Annotated in this window: 19 protein-coding genes; 9 read left to right on the top strand and 10 right to left on the bottom strand. The window is 56.4% G+C overall.

What is annotated here, in order from left to right:
- Positions 1-25: 25 nt before the first annotated feature.
- Genes flgD through flgB form a run of 3 tightly spaced genes read right to left on the bottom strand, consistent with a single transcriptional unit; the run spans position 26 to position 1561 of the window.
- Positions 26-727, bottom strand: coding sequence for a flagellar hook assembly protein FlgD (gene flgD / locus H7R76_RS14615; RefSeq protein ID WP_106926298.1), 702 nt, complete (start codon positions 725-727; stop codon positions 26-28).
- Between the two features lie 12 nt (positions 728-739).
- Positions 740-1144, bottom strand: coding sequence for a flagellar basal body rod protein FlgC (flgC, locus tag H7R76_RS14620; RefSeq protein ID WP_064549094.1), 405 nt, complete (start codon positions 1142-1144; stop codon positions 740-742).
- A 3-nt stretch (positions 1145-1147) separates the two neighbouring features.
- On the bottom strand, positions 1148-1561 hold the full coding sequence (flgB, locus tag H7R76_RS14625; RefSeq protein ID WP_182965612.1) for a flagellar basal body rod protein FlgB: 414 nt from the start codon (positions 1559-1561) through the stop codon (positions 1148-1150).
- Positions 1562-1717: 156 nt separating this feature from the next.
- Between flgB and flgA the strand changes: the two genes are divergently transcribed.
- The 3 genes from flgA (at position 1718) to flgN (ending at position 3204) form a co-directional block, all read left to right on the top strand.
- Entirely contained in the window at positions 1718-2377 is a 660-nt protein-coding gene (gene flgA / locus H7R76_RS14630) for a flagellar basal body P-ring formation chaperone FlgA (protein ID WP_106926294.1), read from the top strand.
- A gap of 97 nt (positions 2378-2474) precedes the next feature.
- Positions 2475-2768, top strand: a complete 294-nt coding sequence (flgM, locus tag H7R76_RS14635; RefSeq protein ID WP_106926292.1) for a flagellar biosynthesis anti-sigma factor FlgM — start codon at positions 2475-2477, stop codon at positions 2766-2768.
- Between the two features lie 4 nt (positions 2769-2772).
- Positions 2773-3204, top strand: a complete 432-nt coding sequence (gene flgN / locus H7R76_RS14640) for a flagella biosynthesis chaperone FlgN (RefSeq protein WP_182965614.1) — start codon at positions 2773-2775, stop codon at positions 3202-3204.
- Positions 3205-3246: 42 nt separating this feature from the next.
- On the opposite strand, the gene murJ is transcribed toward flgN, so the two are convergent.
- The 5 genes from murJ to H7R76_RS14665 form a co-directional block, all read right to left on the bottom strand.
- Positions 3247-4782, bottom strand: a complete 1536-nt coding sequence (gene murJ / locus H7R76_RS14645; protein ID WP_106926288.1) for a murein biosynthesis integral membrane protein MurJ — start codon at positions 4780-4782, stop codon at positions 3247-3249.
- 173 nt (positions 4783-4955) lie between these two features.
- Entirely contained in the window at positions 4956-5879 is a 924-nt protein-coding gene (locus H7R76_RS14650) for a Gfo/Idh/MocA family protein (RefSeq protein WP_182965616.1), read from the bottom strand.
- A gap of 5 nt (positions 5880-5884) precedes the next feature.
- Complete coding sequence (locus H7R76_RS14655; RefSeq protein ID WP_182965618.1) at positions 5885-6535, bottom strand: YceH family protein; 651 nt, start codon at positions 6533-6535, stop codon at positions 5885-5887.
- A gap of 9 nt (positions 6536-6544) precedes the next feature.
- A complete protein-coding gene (rimJ, locus tag H7R76_RS14660) occupies positions 6545-7129 on the bottom strand; it encodes a ribosomal protein S5-alanine N-acetyltransferase (RefSeq protein WP_106926282.1) in 585 nt (194 codons plus the stop codon).
- Between the two features lie 32 nt (positions 7130-7161).
- Positions 7162-7437: a hypothetical protein gene (locus H7R76_RS14665; protein WP_182965620.1), complete on the bottom strand. Its 276-nt coding sequence runs from the start codon at positions 7435-7437 to the stop codon at positions 7162-7164.
- 106 nt (positions 7438-7543) lie between these two features.
- Here H7R76_RS14665 and H7R76_RS14670 point away from each other — a divergent pair, with 106 nt between their 5' ends.
- Together H7R76_RS14670 and pyrC are read left to right on the top strand one after the other, a co-directional pair.
- Positions 7544-8104, top strand: coding sequence for a lipoprotein (locus H7R76_RS14670; protein ID WP_106926280.1), 561 nt, complete (start codon positions 7544-7546; stop codon positions 8102-8104).
- Positions 8105-8248: 144 nt separating this feature from the next.
- Positions 8249-9295, top strand: coding sequence for a dihydroorotase (gene pyrC / locus H7R76_RS14675; protein WP_182929103.1), 1047 nt, complete (start codon positions 8249-8251; stop codon positions 9293-9295).
- A gap of 74 nt (positions 9296-9369) precedes the next feature.
- On the opposite strand, the gene H7R76_RS14680 is transcribed toward pyrC, so the two are convergent.
- Positions 9370-10590 carry an ISL3-like element ISKox3 family transposase gene (locus H7R76_RS14680; protein WP_000343760.1) on the bottom strand — a complete coding sequence of 407 codons (1221 nt, stop codon included), beginning with the start codon at positions 10588-10590 and terminating at the stop codon, positions 9370-9372.
- A gap of 100 nt (positions 10591-10690) precedes the next feature.
- Here H7R76_RS14680 and dinI point away from each other — a divergent pair, with 100 nt between their 5' ends.
- The 4 genes from dinI to H7R76_RS14700 all read left to right on the top strand — a co-directional run bounded on the left by dinI (position 10691) and on the right by H7R76_RS14700 (position 12880).
- The gene (gene dinI, locus H7R76_RS14685; protein WP_106926276.1) at positions 10691-10936 is read left to right on the top strand and encodes a DNA damage-inducible protein I; all 246 of its coding nucleotides are present in this window, start codon (positions 10691-10693) and stop codon (positions 10934-10936) included.
- 274 nt (positions 10937-11210) lie between these two features.
- Complete coding sequence (bssS, locus tag H7R76_RS14690; protein ID WP_182929104.1) at positions 11211-11465, top strand: biofilm formation regulator BssS; 255 nt, start codon at positions 11211-11213, stop codon at positions 11463-11465.
- Positions 11466-11601: 136 nt separating this feature from the next.
- The gene (solA, locus tag H7R76_RS14695) at positions 11602-12720 is read left to right on the top strand and encodes an N-methyl-L-tryptophan oxidase (RefSeq protein ID WP_182965622.1); all 1119 of its coding nucleotides are present in this window, start codon (positions 11602-11604) and stop codon (positions 12718-12720) included.
- Positions 12721-12766: 46 nt separating this feature from the next.
- A complete protein-coding gene (locus H7R76_RS14700; RefSeq protein ID WP_106926270.1) occupies positions 12767-12880 on the top strand; it encodes a YceO family protein in 114 nt (37 codons plus the stop codon).
- Here H7R76_RS14700 and trhO read toward each other — a convergent pair.
- On the bottom strand, positions 12877-13938 hold the full coding sequence (gene trhO / locus H7R76_RS14705) for an oxygen-dependent tRNA uridine(34) hydroxylase TrhO (protein WP_182965624.1): 1062 nt from the start codon (positions 13936-13938) through the stop codon (positions 12877-12879). The two genes, H7R76_RS14700 and trhO, sit on opposite strands and share 4 nt — an antisense overlap.
- Positions 13939-14096: the final 158 nt, after the last annotated feature.

The raw sequence follows: 14096 nt of genomic DNA on the forward strand, positions 1-14096 counted from the left end.
CGTCTCTCCTGAAATAGTTAAAGGCTTAAATAATCTGGCGAACCTGATCCAGCGTGGTGGTGCCGTACGTTCCCAAATCCAGTTTGTTGCCATCGCTGCCGAGCGTGACGCCCTGCACCAGTGCGAACTGCAGCGGCTGAACCACCAGTTGCGTGGTGCCCTGGCTGGCGGCAAAGTTGATGTTGTAGGCGCCGTCCGGCGCTGCGGTACCGTCGTCCATCTTGCCGTCCCAGGTATAGGTATGTACGCCCGCGGTCTGCGCCCCTAAGTTCAGCGTGCGGACGACCTTACCGGTACCGTCGACGATAGTGGCCGTCACCTTCTCAGCGGCCTGCGTCAGCTCAATACCAAACGGCGTGGTGTCCACGCTGGTCTCATCGCTGCTGTTTTTGCCTGCCAGAATGGTGCTGCCCGGAATCATCACCCCGTGGCCGACCAGCGCGCTGGCCTGCAGCGACTGGCCGCTGTTGATCTGTCCGGAGATAGACCCCAGCGTAGTGTTGAGCTTCTCAATGCCGCTCAGGGTGCTGATCTGCGCCAGCTGTGAGGTGAGTTCGTTGTTTTGCAGCGGATTGGTTGGATCCTGGTTTTTCAGCTGAGCGACCAGCAGCGTCAGAAAGCTGCTTTGCAGATCGGACGAACTGTTGGTGCCGGAACTGCTGAGCGACGACGATGACGAAGTCGCGCTGCTGCTGGTGGTATCGTTAATATTGGCTACGACAGACATCGGTGACCTCCGTTATTGCCCAAGCGTCAGCGTTTTGAGCATCATGCTCTTCACGGTATTGAGAACCTCGACGTTCGCCTGATAGCTGCGTGACGCCGACATGGTGTTAACCATCTCTCCCACGACATCCACGTTCGGCATACGTACATAGCCTTTAGCGTCCGCCAGCGGATTACCCGGTTGATAAACCAGCTTGTCCGGATCCTGGCTTTCCACCACGTCGGCCACCTTCACACCGCCGGTCGCTGCCCCCATCGGGGCATCCACCTGGAACACCACCTGTTTGGCACGATACGGCTGGCCGTCCGGCCCGGCTACGCTGTCGGCGTTCGCCAGGTTACTGGCGGCCACGTTAAGACGTTTGGACTGCGCGGTTAGCGCGGAGCCGGCAACGTCGAAGATATTGAGTAATGCCATGGATTAGTTCCCCTGCAGGACACTCATCATGCCCTTGATTTGTCCGCCCAGAACCGAAAGCCCGGTCTGGTACTGGAGGCTGTTATCGGCGAACTGCGTGCGTTCCCGGTCCATATCGACGGTGTTGCCGTCCAACGCGGGCTGGTCAGGAATGCGATACAACAGATCGGCGTTGGGCGTAGAGATCGCCTGGGCTGGAATATGCCGTTCAGAGGTCAGGGTCAGCGCCACGTCGCTGTTTTCCGGACGTCCGCGCGCCATCACTTTTTTAAGTTCGCTGGAAAAATCAATATCGCGCGCCTGAAACCCTGGGGTATCGGCGTTCGCGATATTGGCAGCCAGAATTTCCTGCCGTTCGGCGCGCAGGTTTAATGCCTCTTGCTGAAAACGTAATGCGGCGTCGAGTTTATCGAGCATGTCTCCTCCGCTAATGACAAAGTTTCAGCCGACAGCTTAATTCTCATTACGCGCGCGTCATCGCCGGAATAAACGCAAAATGCGTCGCTATTTGTTGCGTTGATGTCATCGCAAGATGGGTAAAATACGTCCATTCGCCACCCACTGGAGCGTTCAATGCGTCAGCTCATTGCCCCACTCACCGCTGCGATACTGGCCTTTAGCCCGCTGGTTCAGGCGGCCGATATTCAGACGCAGCTGACTGCGTTTTTTAGCCAGCGGCTTGCCGGTTTTAGCGATGAAGTCAGCGTGAGTCTGCGCAATACGCAACGCCAGCCGCTTGCCTGCGAAGCGCCCACGTTCAGCACGCCGGGCAACTCGCGGCTGTGGGGAAATTTGACGGTGCAGGCCCAGTGCGGAAACGCGAAACAGTTTTTACAGGTCAACGTACAAGCGATGGGTAACTACGTGGTCGCCGCCGCCCCCATCGTGCGCGGAGCCCCCATCGAAGCACAGAGCGTGGCGTTGATGCGTGGGCGACTCGACCAGCTACCGCCGCGTACGATGCTCACGCTGTCGCAGGCAGAAGATGCCATCAGCCTGCGCGACGTGGCGATAGGCCAGCCGCTTCAGCTGTCGATGGTGCGCCAGTCATGGCGGGTGAAAGCCGGGCAAAAAGTCATGGTGGTTGCGCAGGGTGAAGGCTTTAGTATTAATAGTGAAGGCCAGGCGTTAAATAACGCCGCCGTTGCCCAGAACGCGCGGGTGCGAATGCCCTCTGGCCAGGTGGTCAGCGGGCAGGTCGGCGCTGATGGGAATATTCTGATTAATCTATAAACTTCTTAAAGAATATGTGTCGCTTGCCGATAGATAATTAACAATTAATGAGAGTCGGCGCCTGCGCCATACAAAAGCCTCCAATGAGGAATACATCATGAGCATCGATCGTACATCATCTTTGAAAGCGGTAACGGCGGTACAGCATCGCGAAACTCCGGAAACCCATTCACAGAAAGTGCGCGCGGAAAAAACCGAAACGGCCACCAGCGCCAGCGTCACCCTGAGCAATGCACAGACCGCACTGACCCGTTCAAGCAGCGGTGATATCAATATGGCGCGCGTTGAGGAACTGAAAACCGCCATTCGTAACGGCGAGTTAAAGATGGACACCGGTAAAATTGCCGACGCGTTAATCCAGGACACGCAAGATTATCTGCAGAGTAAATAATCACATGAGCAGTTTGTCAGCCATTCTGGACCAAATGACCAGCATCCTTCATTCGTTGAAAACGGTGATGGATGCTGAGCAACAGCAGCTCTCTGCGGGTAACGTTAACGGCCTGCAGCTTGCCAGCATTACGGAAGAGAAAAGCTCTCTGCTGGCCACGCTGGACTACCTGGAAAAACAGCGTCGCGTCGAACAAGACGCCCAGCGCAGCGACGATGCTGAAGACATCAGCGGCCGCTGGCACCATATTACCGAGACCACGCAGCAGCTGCGTCGCTTAAACCAGCATAACGGCTGGCTTCTGGAAGGGCAGATTGTCCGCAACCAGCAGGCGATTGCGGTACTGAAGCCGTATCAGGAAACGGGGCTGTACGGAAAGGATGGTCAGGCGGCGGGCAACCCTATCGCCCGCAGCGCGAAGAAATTCTCTGTCTGACAGCGTGCGGGGTCAAAAACGACCCCGCGAAGTGCCCCTTCATTACGCCGTCCGGCGCGCAAACTCTTTAATCTTGAAGCCCAGAATCGCCAGCGTCGCAAAATAGGCCACCACGCCGACCACCACCACGCCCAGCAGGCGCAGCAGACGATATGGCATGGTGCCCAGCGACCACTCCGGCATCACGTACATCATGCCGAGCAGCGCGGCCGCCATGACCAGCACCGACACCACCAGACGCACTAAGAACGCGCCCCAGCCCGGCTGCGGCGTGAAGATTTTCTGCTTACGCAGCTGCCAGTACAGCAGCGCAGCGTTCAGACAGGCAGCCAGACCAATCGACAGCGACAGCCCGGCGTGTTTAAGCGGGCCGATAAACGCCAGGTTCATCACCTGGGTCATGATCAGCGTCACGATGGCAATTTTAACCGGCGTTTTAATGTCCTGACGCGAGTAAAAGCCCGGCGCCAGCACCTTCACCACAATCAGCCCCATCAGGCCAACCGAGTAGGCGACCAGCGCGCGCTGAGTCATGGCCGCGTCAAAGGCGGTAAACTTGCCATACTGGAACAGCGCTACGGTGAGCGGTTTAGCCAGAATACCCAACGCAACGGCGCTCGGCAGCGCCAGCAGGAAGCATAAACGCAGCCCCCAGTCCATCAGGCGGCAATATTCATCGTGGTTGCCGCTGGCGAAACTTTTCGACAGCGACGGCAGCAGAATGGTGCCCAGCGCCACGCCCAGCACGCCGGAGGGGAACTCCATCAGGCGATCGGCGTAGTACATCCACGACACGGAGCCCGAGACGAGGAACGAAGCAAAGATGGTATTGATGATGAGTGAGATCTGGCTGACCGAGACGCCGAGGATCGCCGGCCCCATCTGTTTCACCACCCGCACCGCGCCAGCATCTTTAAAGCTGATACGCGGCAGCACCAGCATGCCAATTTTTTTCAGGTGCGGCAGCTGATAGGCCAGCTGCAGCACGCCGCCGACCGTTACCGCCCACGCCAGCGCCAGCACCGGCGGATGGAAGTGCGGCGCGGCAAACAGCGCAAAGCCTATCATGCTGATATTGAGGAACGTCGGCGCAAAGGCCGGCACCGAGAAACGGTTCCAGGTGTTCAGAATGGCCCCCACCAGCGAAGCCAGCGAGATCAGCAGGATATACGGGAAGGTAATGCGCAGCAGCTGCGTGGTCAGCGCAAACTTATCGGCGGTATCGGCAAAGCCCGGTGCGGTAATGGTGATCACCCACGGCGCCGCCAGCATCCCGAGCACGGTGACGATCGCCAGCGCCAGCGTCAGCAGCCCGGAGACATAGGCGACAAAGACCCGCGTGGCCTCTTCGCCCTGTTTGCTTTTGTATTCGGCAAGAATCGGCACGAATGCCTGGGAAAAAGCGCCTTCGGCAAAGATACGGCGCAGCAGGTTCGGCAGCTTAAACGCCACGAAAAAGGCGTCGGTTGCCATACCGGCACCAAACACCCTGGCCACAATCGCGTCGCGCGCAAAACCCAGCACGCGCGAAAACATTGTCATCGAGCTGACGGCTGCCAGCGATTTTAATAGGTTCATTAACTTGTGATTCCACAAACCGGAACGAGCGCCCGATGGATGAGCGCTAAAAAAGTGGCGTTAGTCTACCGGGTTCGGGATGAATTGCTACTGCCAGTTGTTACAGTGGATTGCTCCGGTCATGTGCCATAGGGTGCCGGATAGCGCTGCGCTTATCCGGCCTACGGCACGTCCTACTCGCGGATCGCCTCACGCCACAGCCCTTCAACGATACGCTGCGCCAGGATGGCCTGCTCTCCCGCCGTTTCCGGAACGGTCTGATTTTGCACGCACTCGATAAAGTGTCGCGCGCAACCCACAAAACCGCGCTGCTCAAGCGCGGTTTGCCAGCCGGGAATCGGCCGGGTCACCACCCCCGCGCCGCGTTCCTCGCGCCATTCGCGCATGTCGGTCACGTCGTACAGACCACCGTCCGCGACCGCCAGCACTGACTCACGCTGGCTGCCCGCGCGGCGGTGCATGCTGGTGGTGATTTGCAGACCCGGCTGGCTGAAGTGATGCTCAGCATAGAACAGACAGCCTTCGTCGGTGGTGTGCAGAACGCCGCCGCCGAGCTTCGCTCTGCCCCCCGCCAGCCATAGCGCGGTGTCGACCACGTGCAGGTAATCATCAAGCAGGGTAAAGCGCAGATCGTGCGGCCCGACGCTGTCGCTACGGTGTTTATCCATGCGCAGCGAAGACATCTCTCCCGCGCGCTTTTTCAGCTCTCGATACAGCGGCGAGAAGCGACGGTTAAAGCCCACCATCAGGATCAGATTTTTACGTGCCGCCAGCGCCACCAGGCGTTCGGCGTCGTCGAGCTTATCGGCCAGCGGCTTATCCACGCAGACGTGAACGCCGGCATTGAGCAGCTCGCTCACCACCGCGTAGTGCGAGGCGGTAGAGCTATGCACAAAGACCGCGTCGCACTGGGCCGCCAACGACGCCAGCGAGTCGGCATACGGCATTCGGTAGGCTTCGCACACCTTCAGCGCTTTCTCTTTGCCCGGCGACCACGCCGCCTGCAGCGTCCAGTCGGTCGCCGCGCTGACGACCGGCAGCCACGCCTTCTGGGCGATTCCGCCCAGCCCAACGACGCCAATGCGAATCTTCGCCATGCTGATTACTCCCCTAAATGCGCCAGCAGTGAATCCAGGCGCTGTTTCAGTTCGGCGACCTCACCTTCCAGCGCCTCAACGCGCGCGCGCAGATCGTCATCGACCGCCGACGCGTCGCTCTGAACCGCCGCAGCCTGGAGGTCGACCTCGCCGCTGAACAGATGCATGTAGCGGCTTTCACGTTTACCCGGCTCGCGCGGCAGGCGCACCACAAACGGGCCGTCCTCGCGATTTGCCAGCCGTTCAAGGGTGCTTTCGACTTCCGCCATATCGGCAAATTCGTGCATCCGCTGGGCGCGACCGCGCAGCTCGCCAGGGGTTTGAGCCCCGCGCAGCAGCAGCGTAGTGACCAGCGCCACTTCCGCGGAGGAGAGCTTCAGATCGCCGAACTCAGAGTTACAAAAACGCTGCTCGTATTTGGTCACACGATTGCCGAAGCCGCTCACCGTGCGTAAATAATGGCGCTTCACCAGGGTATCGAGCTGCTCCTGCACCTCGGCTTCGCTGAGCGTCATCACCGGCTCGCGGTTGGTTTTCTGGTTACAGGCCGTCGCCACGGCGTTAATCGACAGCGGATACTGCTCCGGCGTGGTGACCTGCTTTTCCAGCAGACAGCCGATCACTCGAGCTTCAAGAGGTGTTAATTGGTATTTCATCGTTTTTCCTTAGCGGCCAGGCGTCCATTGTGGGGTAGTTAACGCGGTCAGCACGTGATCGCGCCATTCGCCGTCAATCAATAAGTAGTCCTTCGCATAACCTTCTTTTTCGAAGCCAAGGCGCGCCAGCAGATTCCCGCTGCGCTGATTATGCGGCATATAGTTCGCCATAATGCGGTGAATATGCTGCGTGCGCTGCATATAGCGAATGGCGCTGGTGAGCGCTTCGTACATCATGCCCTGCCCCTGCCATTTCTGGCCAATCGAGTAACCGAGATAGCAGGCGTGAAATGAACCGCGCACCACGTTGGAGAAATTGGCTACGCCGATAATTTCCTTCTCTTCCGGGTCGAGCAGCGCAAAATAAAAGGCCGTGCCCTGCTTATGGAATTCATTAATCATCGACAGGCGCGCCTGCCACCCGGAGGGGTAGCAGTGGCTGTCATCGCGAATGGGCTCCCAGGGTTTTAAAAACTGCCGATTTTCGGCGTAATAGTCCGCCAGACGCCATGCGTCTCGGTCATGGATCAGCCGAACAACCAGCCGGTCCGTCGTTAACCTCACTTTCGGCACATTACTGCGATAGCCAAACATCTCACTACTCCTGTACCCAATCTATACCCTGGTCATTTCACTATACCTGCCTGACGGCAGCCAATGAAAACAACACGCTGTCTTTTTGCATTGTGATAAAAAAGGGTTACCGCTGGCAATACGTGAAAAGGTGAGATAGCGCGGAAAATGAAGATGTTTCTCCTGGCCGGGCCTCTGCGGCTAAGCAATTGAGAAATGTGATAAAATGCAGCGGCGATTTTTTTGTCATCGGTGCCCCGTCTCGTGGCGTTATTGATCGGCGCACGCGACCGCTTTCGCGCCGTTTCGCGGCCCACGGCCTCAGCCATTTTGTCCGTCGGCGGCACTTTCAGTATTTTCCGCTGTCAGAGACCTACTGACAGCGTATGCTGCTTTATGTCAGGATGCATACAACGCTTTACGTTGAGGAACCCCATGAAAAAATTGTTTGTCATTGCCGCCCTGATCGTCAGCGGTCTGGTCGTCGGCTGCAATCAGCTGACGCAGTATTCCGTCAGCGAGCAGGAGATTAACCAGGCGTTGCAAAAACGGAATAACTTCTCCAAAGATATCGGGGTCCCCGGCGTCGCCGACGCCCATATCGTCCTTAACAATCTGACCAGTGCGATTGGCCGCGCAGAGCCCAATAAAGTGACCCTCAGCGGCGATGCGAAGCTGGACCTGAATTCGTTGTTTGGCAGCCAGAAAGCCAACATCGCGCTGACGCTGAAGGCGCTGCCGGTGTTTAACCAGGAGCAGGGAGCCATTTACCTGCAGGAAATGGAAGTGGTGGATGCCAAAGTGACGCCAGAGAAAATGCAGTCAGTCGTACAGACGTTAATCCCGTATCTCAACCAGTCCCTGCGTACCTACTTTAACCAGCAGCCGGCCTATGTGCTGAAAGAAGACGCCAGCAGAGGCGAAGCGCTGGCGAAGAAATACGCCAAGGGCATTGAAGTCAAGCCGGGCGAAATTATCATCCCGTTCACCAATTAAGCCTCGTGCCACGTATGCCCGATCGCGTATCGGGCATCACCCACCCCGCGTTATTTTTTACAGAAAAGGATGCAAAGGAAAACGTTTCCGCTTATCCTTAGTGCCCGGCAAAAATGACTGATATCCCACCAGCCGGAGCCTTACATGACCGCACTACCGCAAGTTCTGAAAATTCGCCGCCCAGACGACTGGCACATCCATCTTCGCGACGGCGAGATGCTGAAAACGGTTGTACCGTATACCAGTGAGCTGTATGGCCGCGCAATTATCATGCCGAACCTGGTTCCGCCGATTACCACCGTCGACGCCGCGATCGCTTACCGCCAGCGTATTCTCGACGCCGTTCCCGCCGGGCACGATTTCACGCCGCTGATGACCTGCTATCTGACCGATACTCTCGATCCGAATGAGCTGGAGCGCGGCTTTAACGAAGGCGTATTCACCGCCGCCAAGCTGTACCCGGCCAATGCCACCACCAACTCCAGCCACGGCGTCACCAGCACCGATGCGATTATGCCGGTGCTTGAGCGCATGGAAAAATTGGGTATGCCGCTGCTGGTGCACGGTGAAGTCACCCACGCGGACATCGATATCTTCGACCGTGAAGCGCGCTTTATCGACACCGTCATGGAGCCGCTGCGCCAGCGCCTGCAGGGCCTGAAAGTGGTGTTTGAGCATATCACCACCAAAGATGCCGCCGAGTACGTGCGCGACGGTAACGATCTGCTTGCCGCCACTATCACACCGCAGCATCTGATGTTTAACCGTAACCATATGCTGGTCGGCGGCGTGCGCCCGCATCTGTACTGCCTGCCGATTCTCAAGCGTAATATTCACCAGCAGGCGCTGCGTGAGCTGGTCGCTAGCGGCTTTGAACGCGCGTTCCTCGGCACCGACTCCGCGCCCCACGCTCGCCATCGTAAAGAAGCCAGCTGCGGCTGCGCCGGCTGCTTTAATGCGCCGACCGCGTTGGGCAGCTACGCGACGGTGTTTGAAGAGATGAATGCCTTATCGCACTTTGAGGGCTTCTGCTCCCTCAACGGCCCGCGTTTCTACGGCCTGCCGGTGAACGACGGCTACGTCGAACTGGTGCGCGAAGAAAGCCAGGTCGCCGAAAGCATCGCCCTGAGCGATGACACCCTGGTGCCGTTCCTCGCCGGGGAAACGCTGCGCTGGACGGTAAAAAAATAAAATCACGCCCCCTGTTGTAAATATTCGCGAATGACTGTATAAATATGGGTCTTCCCCGATCATGGTGGGAAGGCTCAGAACGCCATATTCAGCTTTCCGTAGTGGAACATCACCCCCAGTTTAAAGCGCTCCCGGTTTCGGTATCCCCTGGCTTTTATCCTCAGCAGCCTGATCTTGCTGTTAAGTGCCTCCGCATTTCCGTTTGAGACACTGTGTCGCATCGCATTCAGGATCCCGTACAGCCTTTTTCCTATCGTTTTCGCGGCATTTTTCATCATGGGAACGTCACTGTTAGCCGCCAGCGCCAACCATCTCTGCCAGTCACTCCGTCTTTCCTCGCTCCATGGCCTGTTCCAGATATCCTTTGCCAGCTCTTTCAGCGCCCAGCACTGGCTCGTCAGCTTCATCTGTGCACGCAGCCACATCAGCTTTTCCTGCCGGGATTCGGTCATCCACTTATCGCTGTACTGCCACAGGAAGCGGGTTCCTTTTGCCTGGTGTCGGCTTTCAACAGGGAGGTGCGGATGTTCATTCTGACGGGTTTTATCAACTACCTCGCCCAGTTGCTTCGCCACATGGAAGCGGTCAAAGGCGATTTTCTCAACCGCACTGGGTAAGTGGATACGCGCTGCTCTTATATAGCCCGCGTTCATGTCCATTGAGAGCGTTTTGATAGCCAGCAACTGCCCATCAGTGAGCGTGCGAAGATAGCCGGCAAGACTCTCTGTGCCGCGATCATCCGTTAAGGCCAGCGCCCGACCATCGCGATCGGAGATCACCGTTATGTAACGATGTCCTTTTTTAAAGGCGACCTCATCCACATTCATATGACGGGCGGATAATGGCTTTTTTATCCGGGCAAGACCTCGCTTAACTGCCCGGGTCATAATGCCGTCAACCGCATTCCAACTGAGCTTAAGTTGCTTCCTGACAGCATCAACGGTGCTGATTTTCAGCCATGAGAGAACGAACGATTCGAATAGCAACGTATACCGGCTTCCGGGGCCAGCCCACGGAACAGGCAACGTCAGGCAGCCATGCTCCGGACACATAATTCGTGGAACATCGGCTTCAACAATAGTGGTGAACTGGCAGGTATCAAGATGGCGCCATTTACGATGACGGTGATCGTGAACAGAACAGGATTTACCGCAGGTCGGACAGGCTAGCCGGGTGTTTTCAGCGATCTCAATAGTGACAGTAACAGAACCGGCATTTTCATCGAGAGAAAGGGACTTTACCTGCCACGGATCGGACAGGTTGAGAATATGAGCGTAGAGGGACTTTTCGTCCATGGCGGTGACCTCTGGCGATTAAATACACCATTATCATGCCTTCAGCCACCACAACAAGGGAAGACCCATAAATATACAGTATATTACACAGGGGGCAATTATGCGCATTGAAGTCACTATTGCAAAAACCACCGCGTTGCCGGCAGGCGCCTTAGACGCGCTGGCCAACGAACTTTCCCGCCGTATCAACTCTCAATTTCCGGACCGTGATGGCGCCGTCAGCGTGCGCTATGCGGCCAACAATAACCTTTCCGTGATCGGCGGCATTAAAGAAGACAAAGACCGCATCAGCGAAATCCTCCAGGAAACCTGGGAAAGCGCCGACGACTGGTTCATCACCGATTAGTTTTTCCCTCATTGTGTCTTTGCCGGGTCGCCCCGGCTTTTTTTATCTTCCCGCTTGTTTTTTTGTGATCCATCCCCACTTTTTACATTAGCGGCAAAACAATGGCCGACATGGTCGTTTATTGCGCAAACAGGCCGCTAACTCAGGAATTTATGTTGCTTTTGATTTCGATTCTCGAGTATTTATTGAAGTGTTGTATACTGATAAAGCTTCACAAAAAATTGCATTAAACCTCGAGAGTTGTTGCCTTTTAACACGTAAATAAGGGGTTATGATGGAAAAGAATAATGAAGTCATCCAGACCCATCCCCTCGTCGGATGGGACATCAGCACCGTAGACAGCTATGATGCGCTGATGTTGCGCCTGCACTACCAAGACCCCAATCAATCGAGCAGCAAAGAGGCAGAAGTTGGCCAGACCTTGTGGCTAACCACGGACGTCGCACGTCAGTTTATTTCCATACTGGAAGCCGGGATTGCCAAAATTGAATCTGGCGATTACCAGGTCAACGAGTATCGCAGGCACTAACGCCGATACTTTCCGCCGATTTCGGGCAAACAGGCACCTTAGGGTGCCTTTCTTGTTTTCACGCTTGTATAACAACTGTGGCTTAATTACTCTACAAAACACAGATTTCGGCCTTATTATCGCGTCAGGAAAGACTATGCAATACGATCTCATTATTCTGGGCAGCGGCTCCGTTGGTGCCGCGGCTGGATATTACGCCCGTAAAGCGGGCCTGAACGTTCTGATGACCGACGCCCATATGCCGCCTCATCATGAAGGCAGCCACCACGGCGACACCCGCCTGATGCGTCATGCCTACGGCGAAGGCGAGAAGTATGTTCCGCTGGTGCTGCGTGCCCAGGCGCTGTGGGACGAACTGGCCGCCGTCAGCGGCGAGCCGTTGTTCGAGCGCAGCGGCGTGGTCAATCTTGGCCCTGCTGATTCCGAATTTTTGCGCACCGTGGCCCACAGCGCCGCACAGTTTAACCTCGAGGTAGAGCAGCTTGATGCCGACGCGCTGATGGCCCGCTGGCCGGAGATTACCGTACCCGCCCATTACCGGGCTATTTTCGAGCCGGGTTCTGGCGTACTGAAAAGCGAGCTGGCGGTCAAAACGCTGATTGCCATGGCCAAAGAGGCTGGCTGCGCCCAGCTGTTTAACTGCCCGGTCACCGCGATTCACAGCGATGCTGACGGCGTGACGATTGACACCGCCGAAGGTAGCTGGCGAGGTAAAAAACTGCTGCTGACCGCCGGGACCTGGGTAAAGCAGTTTTACCCTGAGCTGCCGATTCAGCCGGTACGTAAGGTTTTTGCCTGGTTTCAGGCCGACGGCCGCTACAGCCAAAAAAATAACTTCCCGGCCTTCACCGGCGAGCTGCCGAACGGCGATCAGTTCTACGGTTTTCCGGCCGTCGACAACGAACTGAAGATAGGTAAGCACAACGGTGGCCAGCAGATTCACCAGCCGCAAGAACGTAAAGCGTTTGGCGCAGTAGCCACCGACGGCTCGGAGGCATTTAGCTTCCTGCGTCAGATTCTGCCGGGTATCGGCGGCTGTCTGCACGGAGCAGCCTGCACCTATGACAATTCGCCAGACGAAGATTTTATTATTGATACCCTGCCGGGCCAGCCCGATGTGCTGTTTATCGGCGGTCTCAGCGGTCACGGATTTAAGTTTGCCACCGTGCTGGGCGAAATTGCCGCGCAGTTTGCGCAGCAGCAAGCCCCGGCATTCGACTTAAGTCCCTTCGCCCTCACCCGCTTTAACCGCTAAAATAGCAACGGCCCCGACGATGCGGGGCCGTTTAGCAGGAATGACTATGCGCCGTCTGTTCTACTTTCTGGTCAACAATATTCGCGAGCATCTGATGCTCTATCTGACGCTATCGATGCTGTTGGCCATCGCCGACCTTCTCTGGCTCTATTTCAGCTAGTCATTATGCGCCTGGGGGTCGGGGATCCCCAGACGGGTATTCAGACGGCCGCGCGATTTATTAAAGATCTTATTGCCGTTTTCACGGCCGGCGCGGCGCTGACGCTGTTCCTCTTCCGGCAGCTTGTGTTCTTCCTGACACACTTCACTGCAGCAGCCTTCGAACTTCTCGGCACAGGCCGGGCACTGGATAAACAGCAGATGGCAGCCGTCATTAAGACAGTTGGTGTGGCTGTCGCACGGCGTTCCGCACTGGTGGCAATGCGCGATGACCTCATCGGAAATACGCTCGCCCATCCGCTCATCAAAGACAAAATTCTTGCCAATAAAGCGCACCGGCAGCCCCTGCTCGCGAGCGCGGCGGGCGTATTCAATGATTCCGCCTTCAATATGCCACACCTGCTTAAAGCCGTTGTGTTTCATCCATGCGCTGGCTTTTTCACAACGAATACCGCCGGTACAGTACATCACGATCTTTTTATCTTTATGTTCCTGCATCATCTCAACGGCTTTCGGCAGCTGTTCGCGGAAGGTGTCCGCCGGGATCTCCAGCGCCTGTTCGAAATGGCCTACCTCATATTCGTAGTGATTACGCATATCGATAAACACCGCATCCGGATCGTCAAGCATGGCGTTCACTTCCGCCGCCTTCAGATAATCGCCAACGTCGCTGGCGTCAAAGGTCGGATCGTCAATGCCGTCGGCCACGATACGATCGCGCACCTTCATACGCAGCACCCAGAAGGATTTGCCGTCATCATCCAGCGCGATGTTCAGACGCAGGTCCTTCAGCGCCGGATCGAAGCGGTACAGACGCTCACGCAGGCTTTCGACCTGACTTGCCGGCACGCTTATCTGGGCGTTAATCCCTTCATGGGCGAGATAGATGCGACCAAAGACCTTCAGTTCGGTCAGCGCAATGTAGAGGGCATCGCGGGTCGCTTTTGGATCGACGATGGTGAAATATTTATAGAATGAGATGGTGGTGCGCGGCTCGGTTTCAGCCAGCATTTGCGCTTTCAGCGTCTCATTCGAAATGCGGTTATGCAACACTGGCATGGTGTTCTTATCCTGCAAAATAGAATGGAGAGTTATGATCGGGGCGCATGATATAGCAATCATCGTTAATTTACATCCCCACATTTTGCGCTACATTTTCATCACTATTAATCCTGGCGCGTAAAAACTATGCCTAAAATAGCGCCACTTGCGCCCCC

It is taken from the genome of Klebsiella sp. WP8-S18-ESBL-06, assembly GCF_014169755.1.
GTDB lineage: Bacteria > Pseudomonadota > Gammaproteobacteria > Enterobacterales > Enterobacteriaceae > Kluyvera > Kluyvera ascorbata_B.

What these genes read in the sequence shown, in the direction of transcription:
- H7R76_RS14680 (WP_000343760.1), bottom strand. Translation starts at nt 10,590, where the DNA reads ATGGACGAAAAGTCCCTCTACGCTCATATTCTCAACCTGTCCGATCCG.
- flgA (WP_106926294.1), top strand. Translation starts at nt 1,718, where the DNA reads ATGCGTCAGCTCATTGCCCCACTCACCGCTGCGATACTGGCCTTTAGC.
- flgM (WP_106926292.1), top strand. Translation starts at nt 2,475, where the DNA reads ATGAGCATCGATCGTACATCATCTTTGAAAGCGGTAACGGCGGTACAG.
- flgC (WP_064549094.1), bottom strand. Translation starts at nt 1,144, where the DNA reads ATGGCATTACTCAATATCTTCGACGTTGCCGGCTCCGCGCTAACCGCG.
- rimJ (WP_106926282.1), bottom strand. Translation starts at nt 7,129, where the DNA reads ATGTTTGGCTATCGCAGTAATGTGCCGAAAGTGAGGTTAACGACGGAC.
- H7R76_RS14670 (WP_106926280.1), top strand. Translation starts at nt 7,544, where the DNA reads ATGAAAAAATTGTTTGTCATTGCCGCCCTGATCGTCAGCGGTCTGGTC.
- flgB (WP_182965612.1), bottom strand. Translation starts at nt 1,561, where the DNA reads ATGCTCGATAAACTCGACGCCGCATTACGTTTTCAGCAAGAGGCATTA.
- flgN (WP_182965614.1), top strand. Translation starts at nt 2,773, where the DNA reads ATGAGCAGTTTGTCAGCCATTCTGGACCAAATGACCAGCATCCTTCAT.
- pyrC (WP_182929103.1), top strand. Translation starts at nt 8,249, where the DNA reads ATGACCGCACTACCGCAAGTTCTGAAAATTCGCCGCCCAGACGACTGG.
- H7R76_RS14655 (WP_182965618.1), bottom strand. Translation starts at nt 6,535, where the DNA reads ATGAAATACCAATTAACACCTCTTGAAGCTCGAGTGATCGGCTGTCTG.
- H7R76_RS14650 (WP_182965616.1), bottom strand. Translation starts at nt 5,879, where the DNA reads ATGGCGAAGATTCGCATTGGCGTCGTTGGGCTGGGCGGAATCGCCCAG.
- flgD (WP_106926298.1), bottom strand. Translation starts at nt 727, where the DNA reads ATGTCTGTCGTAGCCAATATTAACGATACCACCAGCAGCAGCGCGACT.
- dinI (WP_106926276.1), top strand. Translation starts at nt 10,691, where the DNA reads ATGCGCATTGAAGTCACTATTGCAAAAACCACCGCGTTGCCGGCAGGC.
- murJ (WP_106926288.1), bottom strand. Translation starts at nt 4,782, where the DNA reads ATGAACCTATTAAAATCGCTGGCAGCCGTCAGCTCGATGACAATGTTT.
- trhO (WP_182965624.1), bottom strand. Translation starts at nt 13,938, where the DNA reads ATGCCAGTGTTGCATAACCGCATTTCGAATGAGACGCTGAAAGCGCAA.
- bssS (WP_182929104.1), top strand. Translation starts at nt 11,211, where the DNA reads ATGGAAAAGAATAATGAAGTCATCCAGACCCATCCCCTCGTCGGATGG.
- solA (WP_182965622.1), top strand. Translation starts at nt 11,602, where the DNA reads ATGCAATACGATCTCATTATTCTGGGCAGCGGCTCCGTTGGTGCCGCG.
- H7R76_RS14665 (WP_182965620.1), bottom strand. Translation starts at nt 7,437, where the DNA reads ATGGCTGAGGCCGTGGGCCGCGAAACGGCGCGAAAGCGGTCGCGTGCG.
- H7R76_RS14700 (WP_106926270.1), top strand. Translation starts at nt 12,767, where the DNA reads ATGCGCCGTCTGTTCTACTTTCTGGTCAACAATATTCGCGAGCATCTG.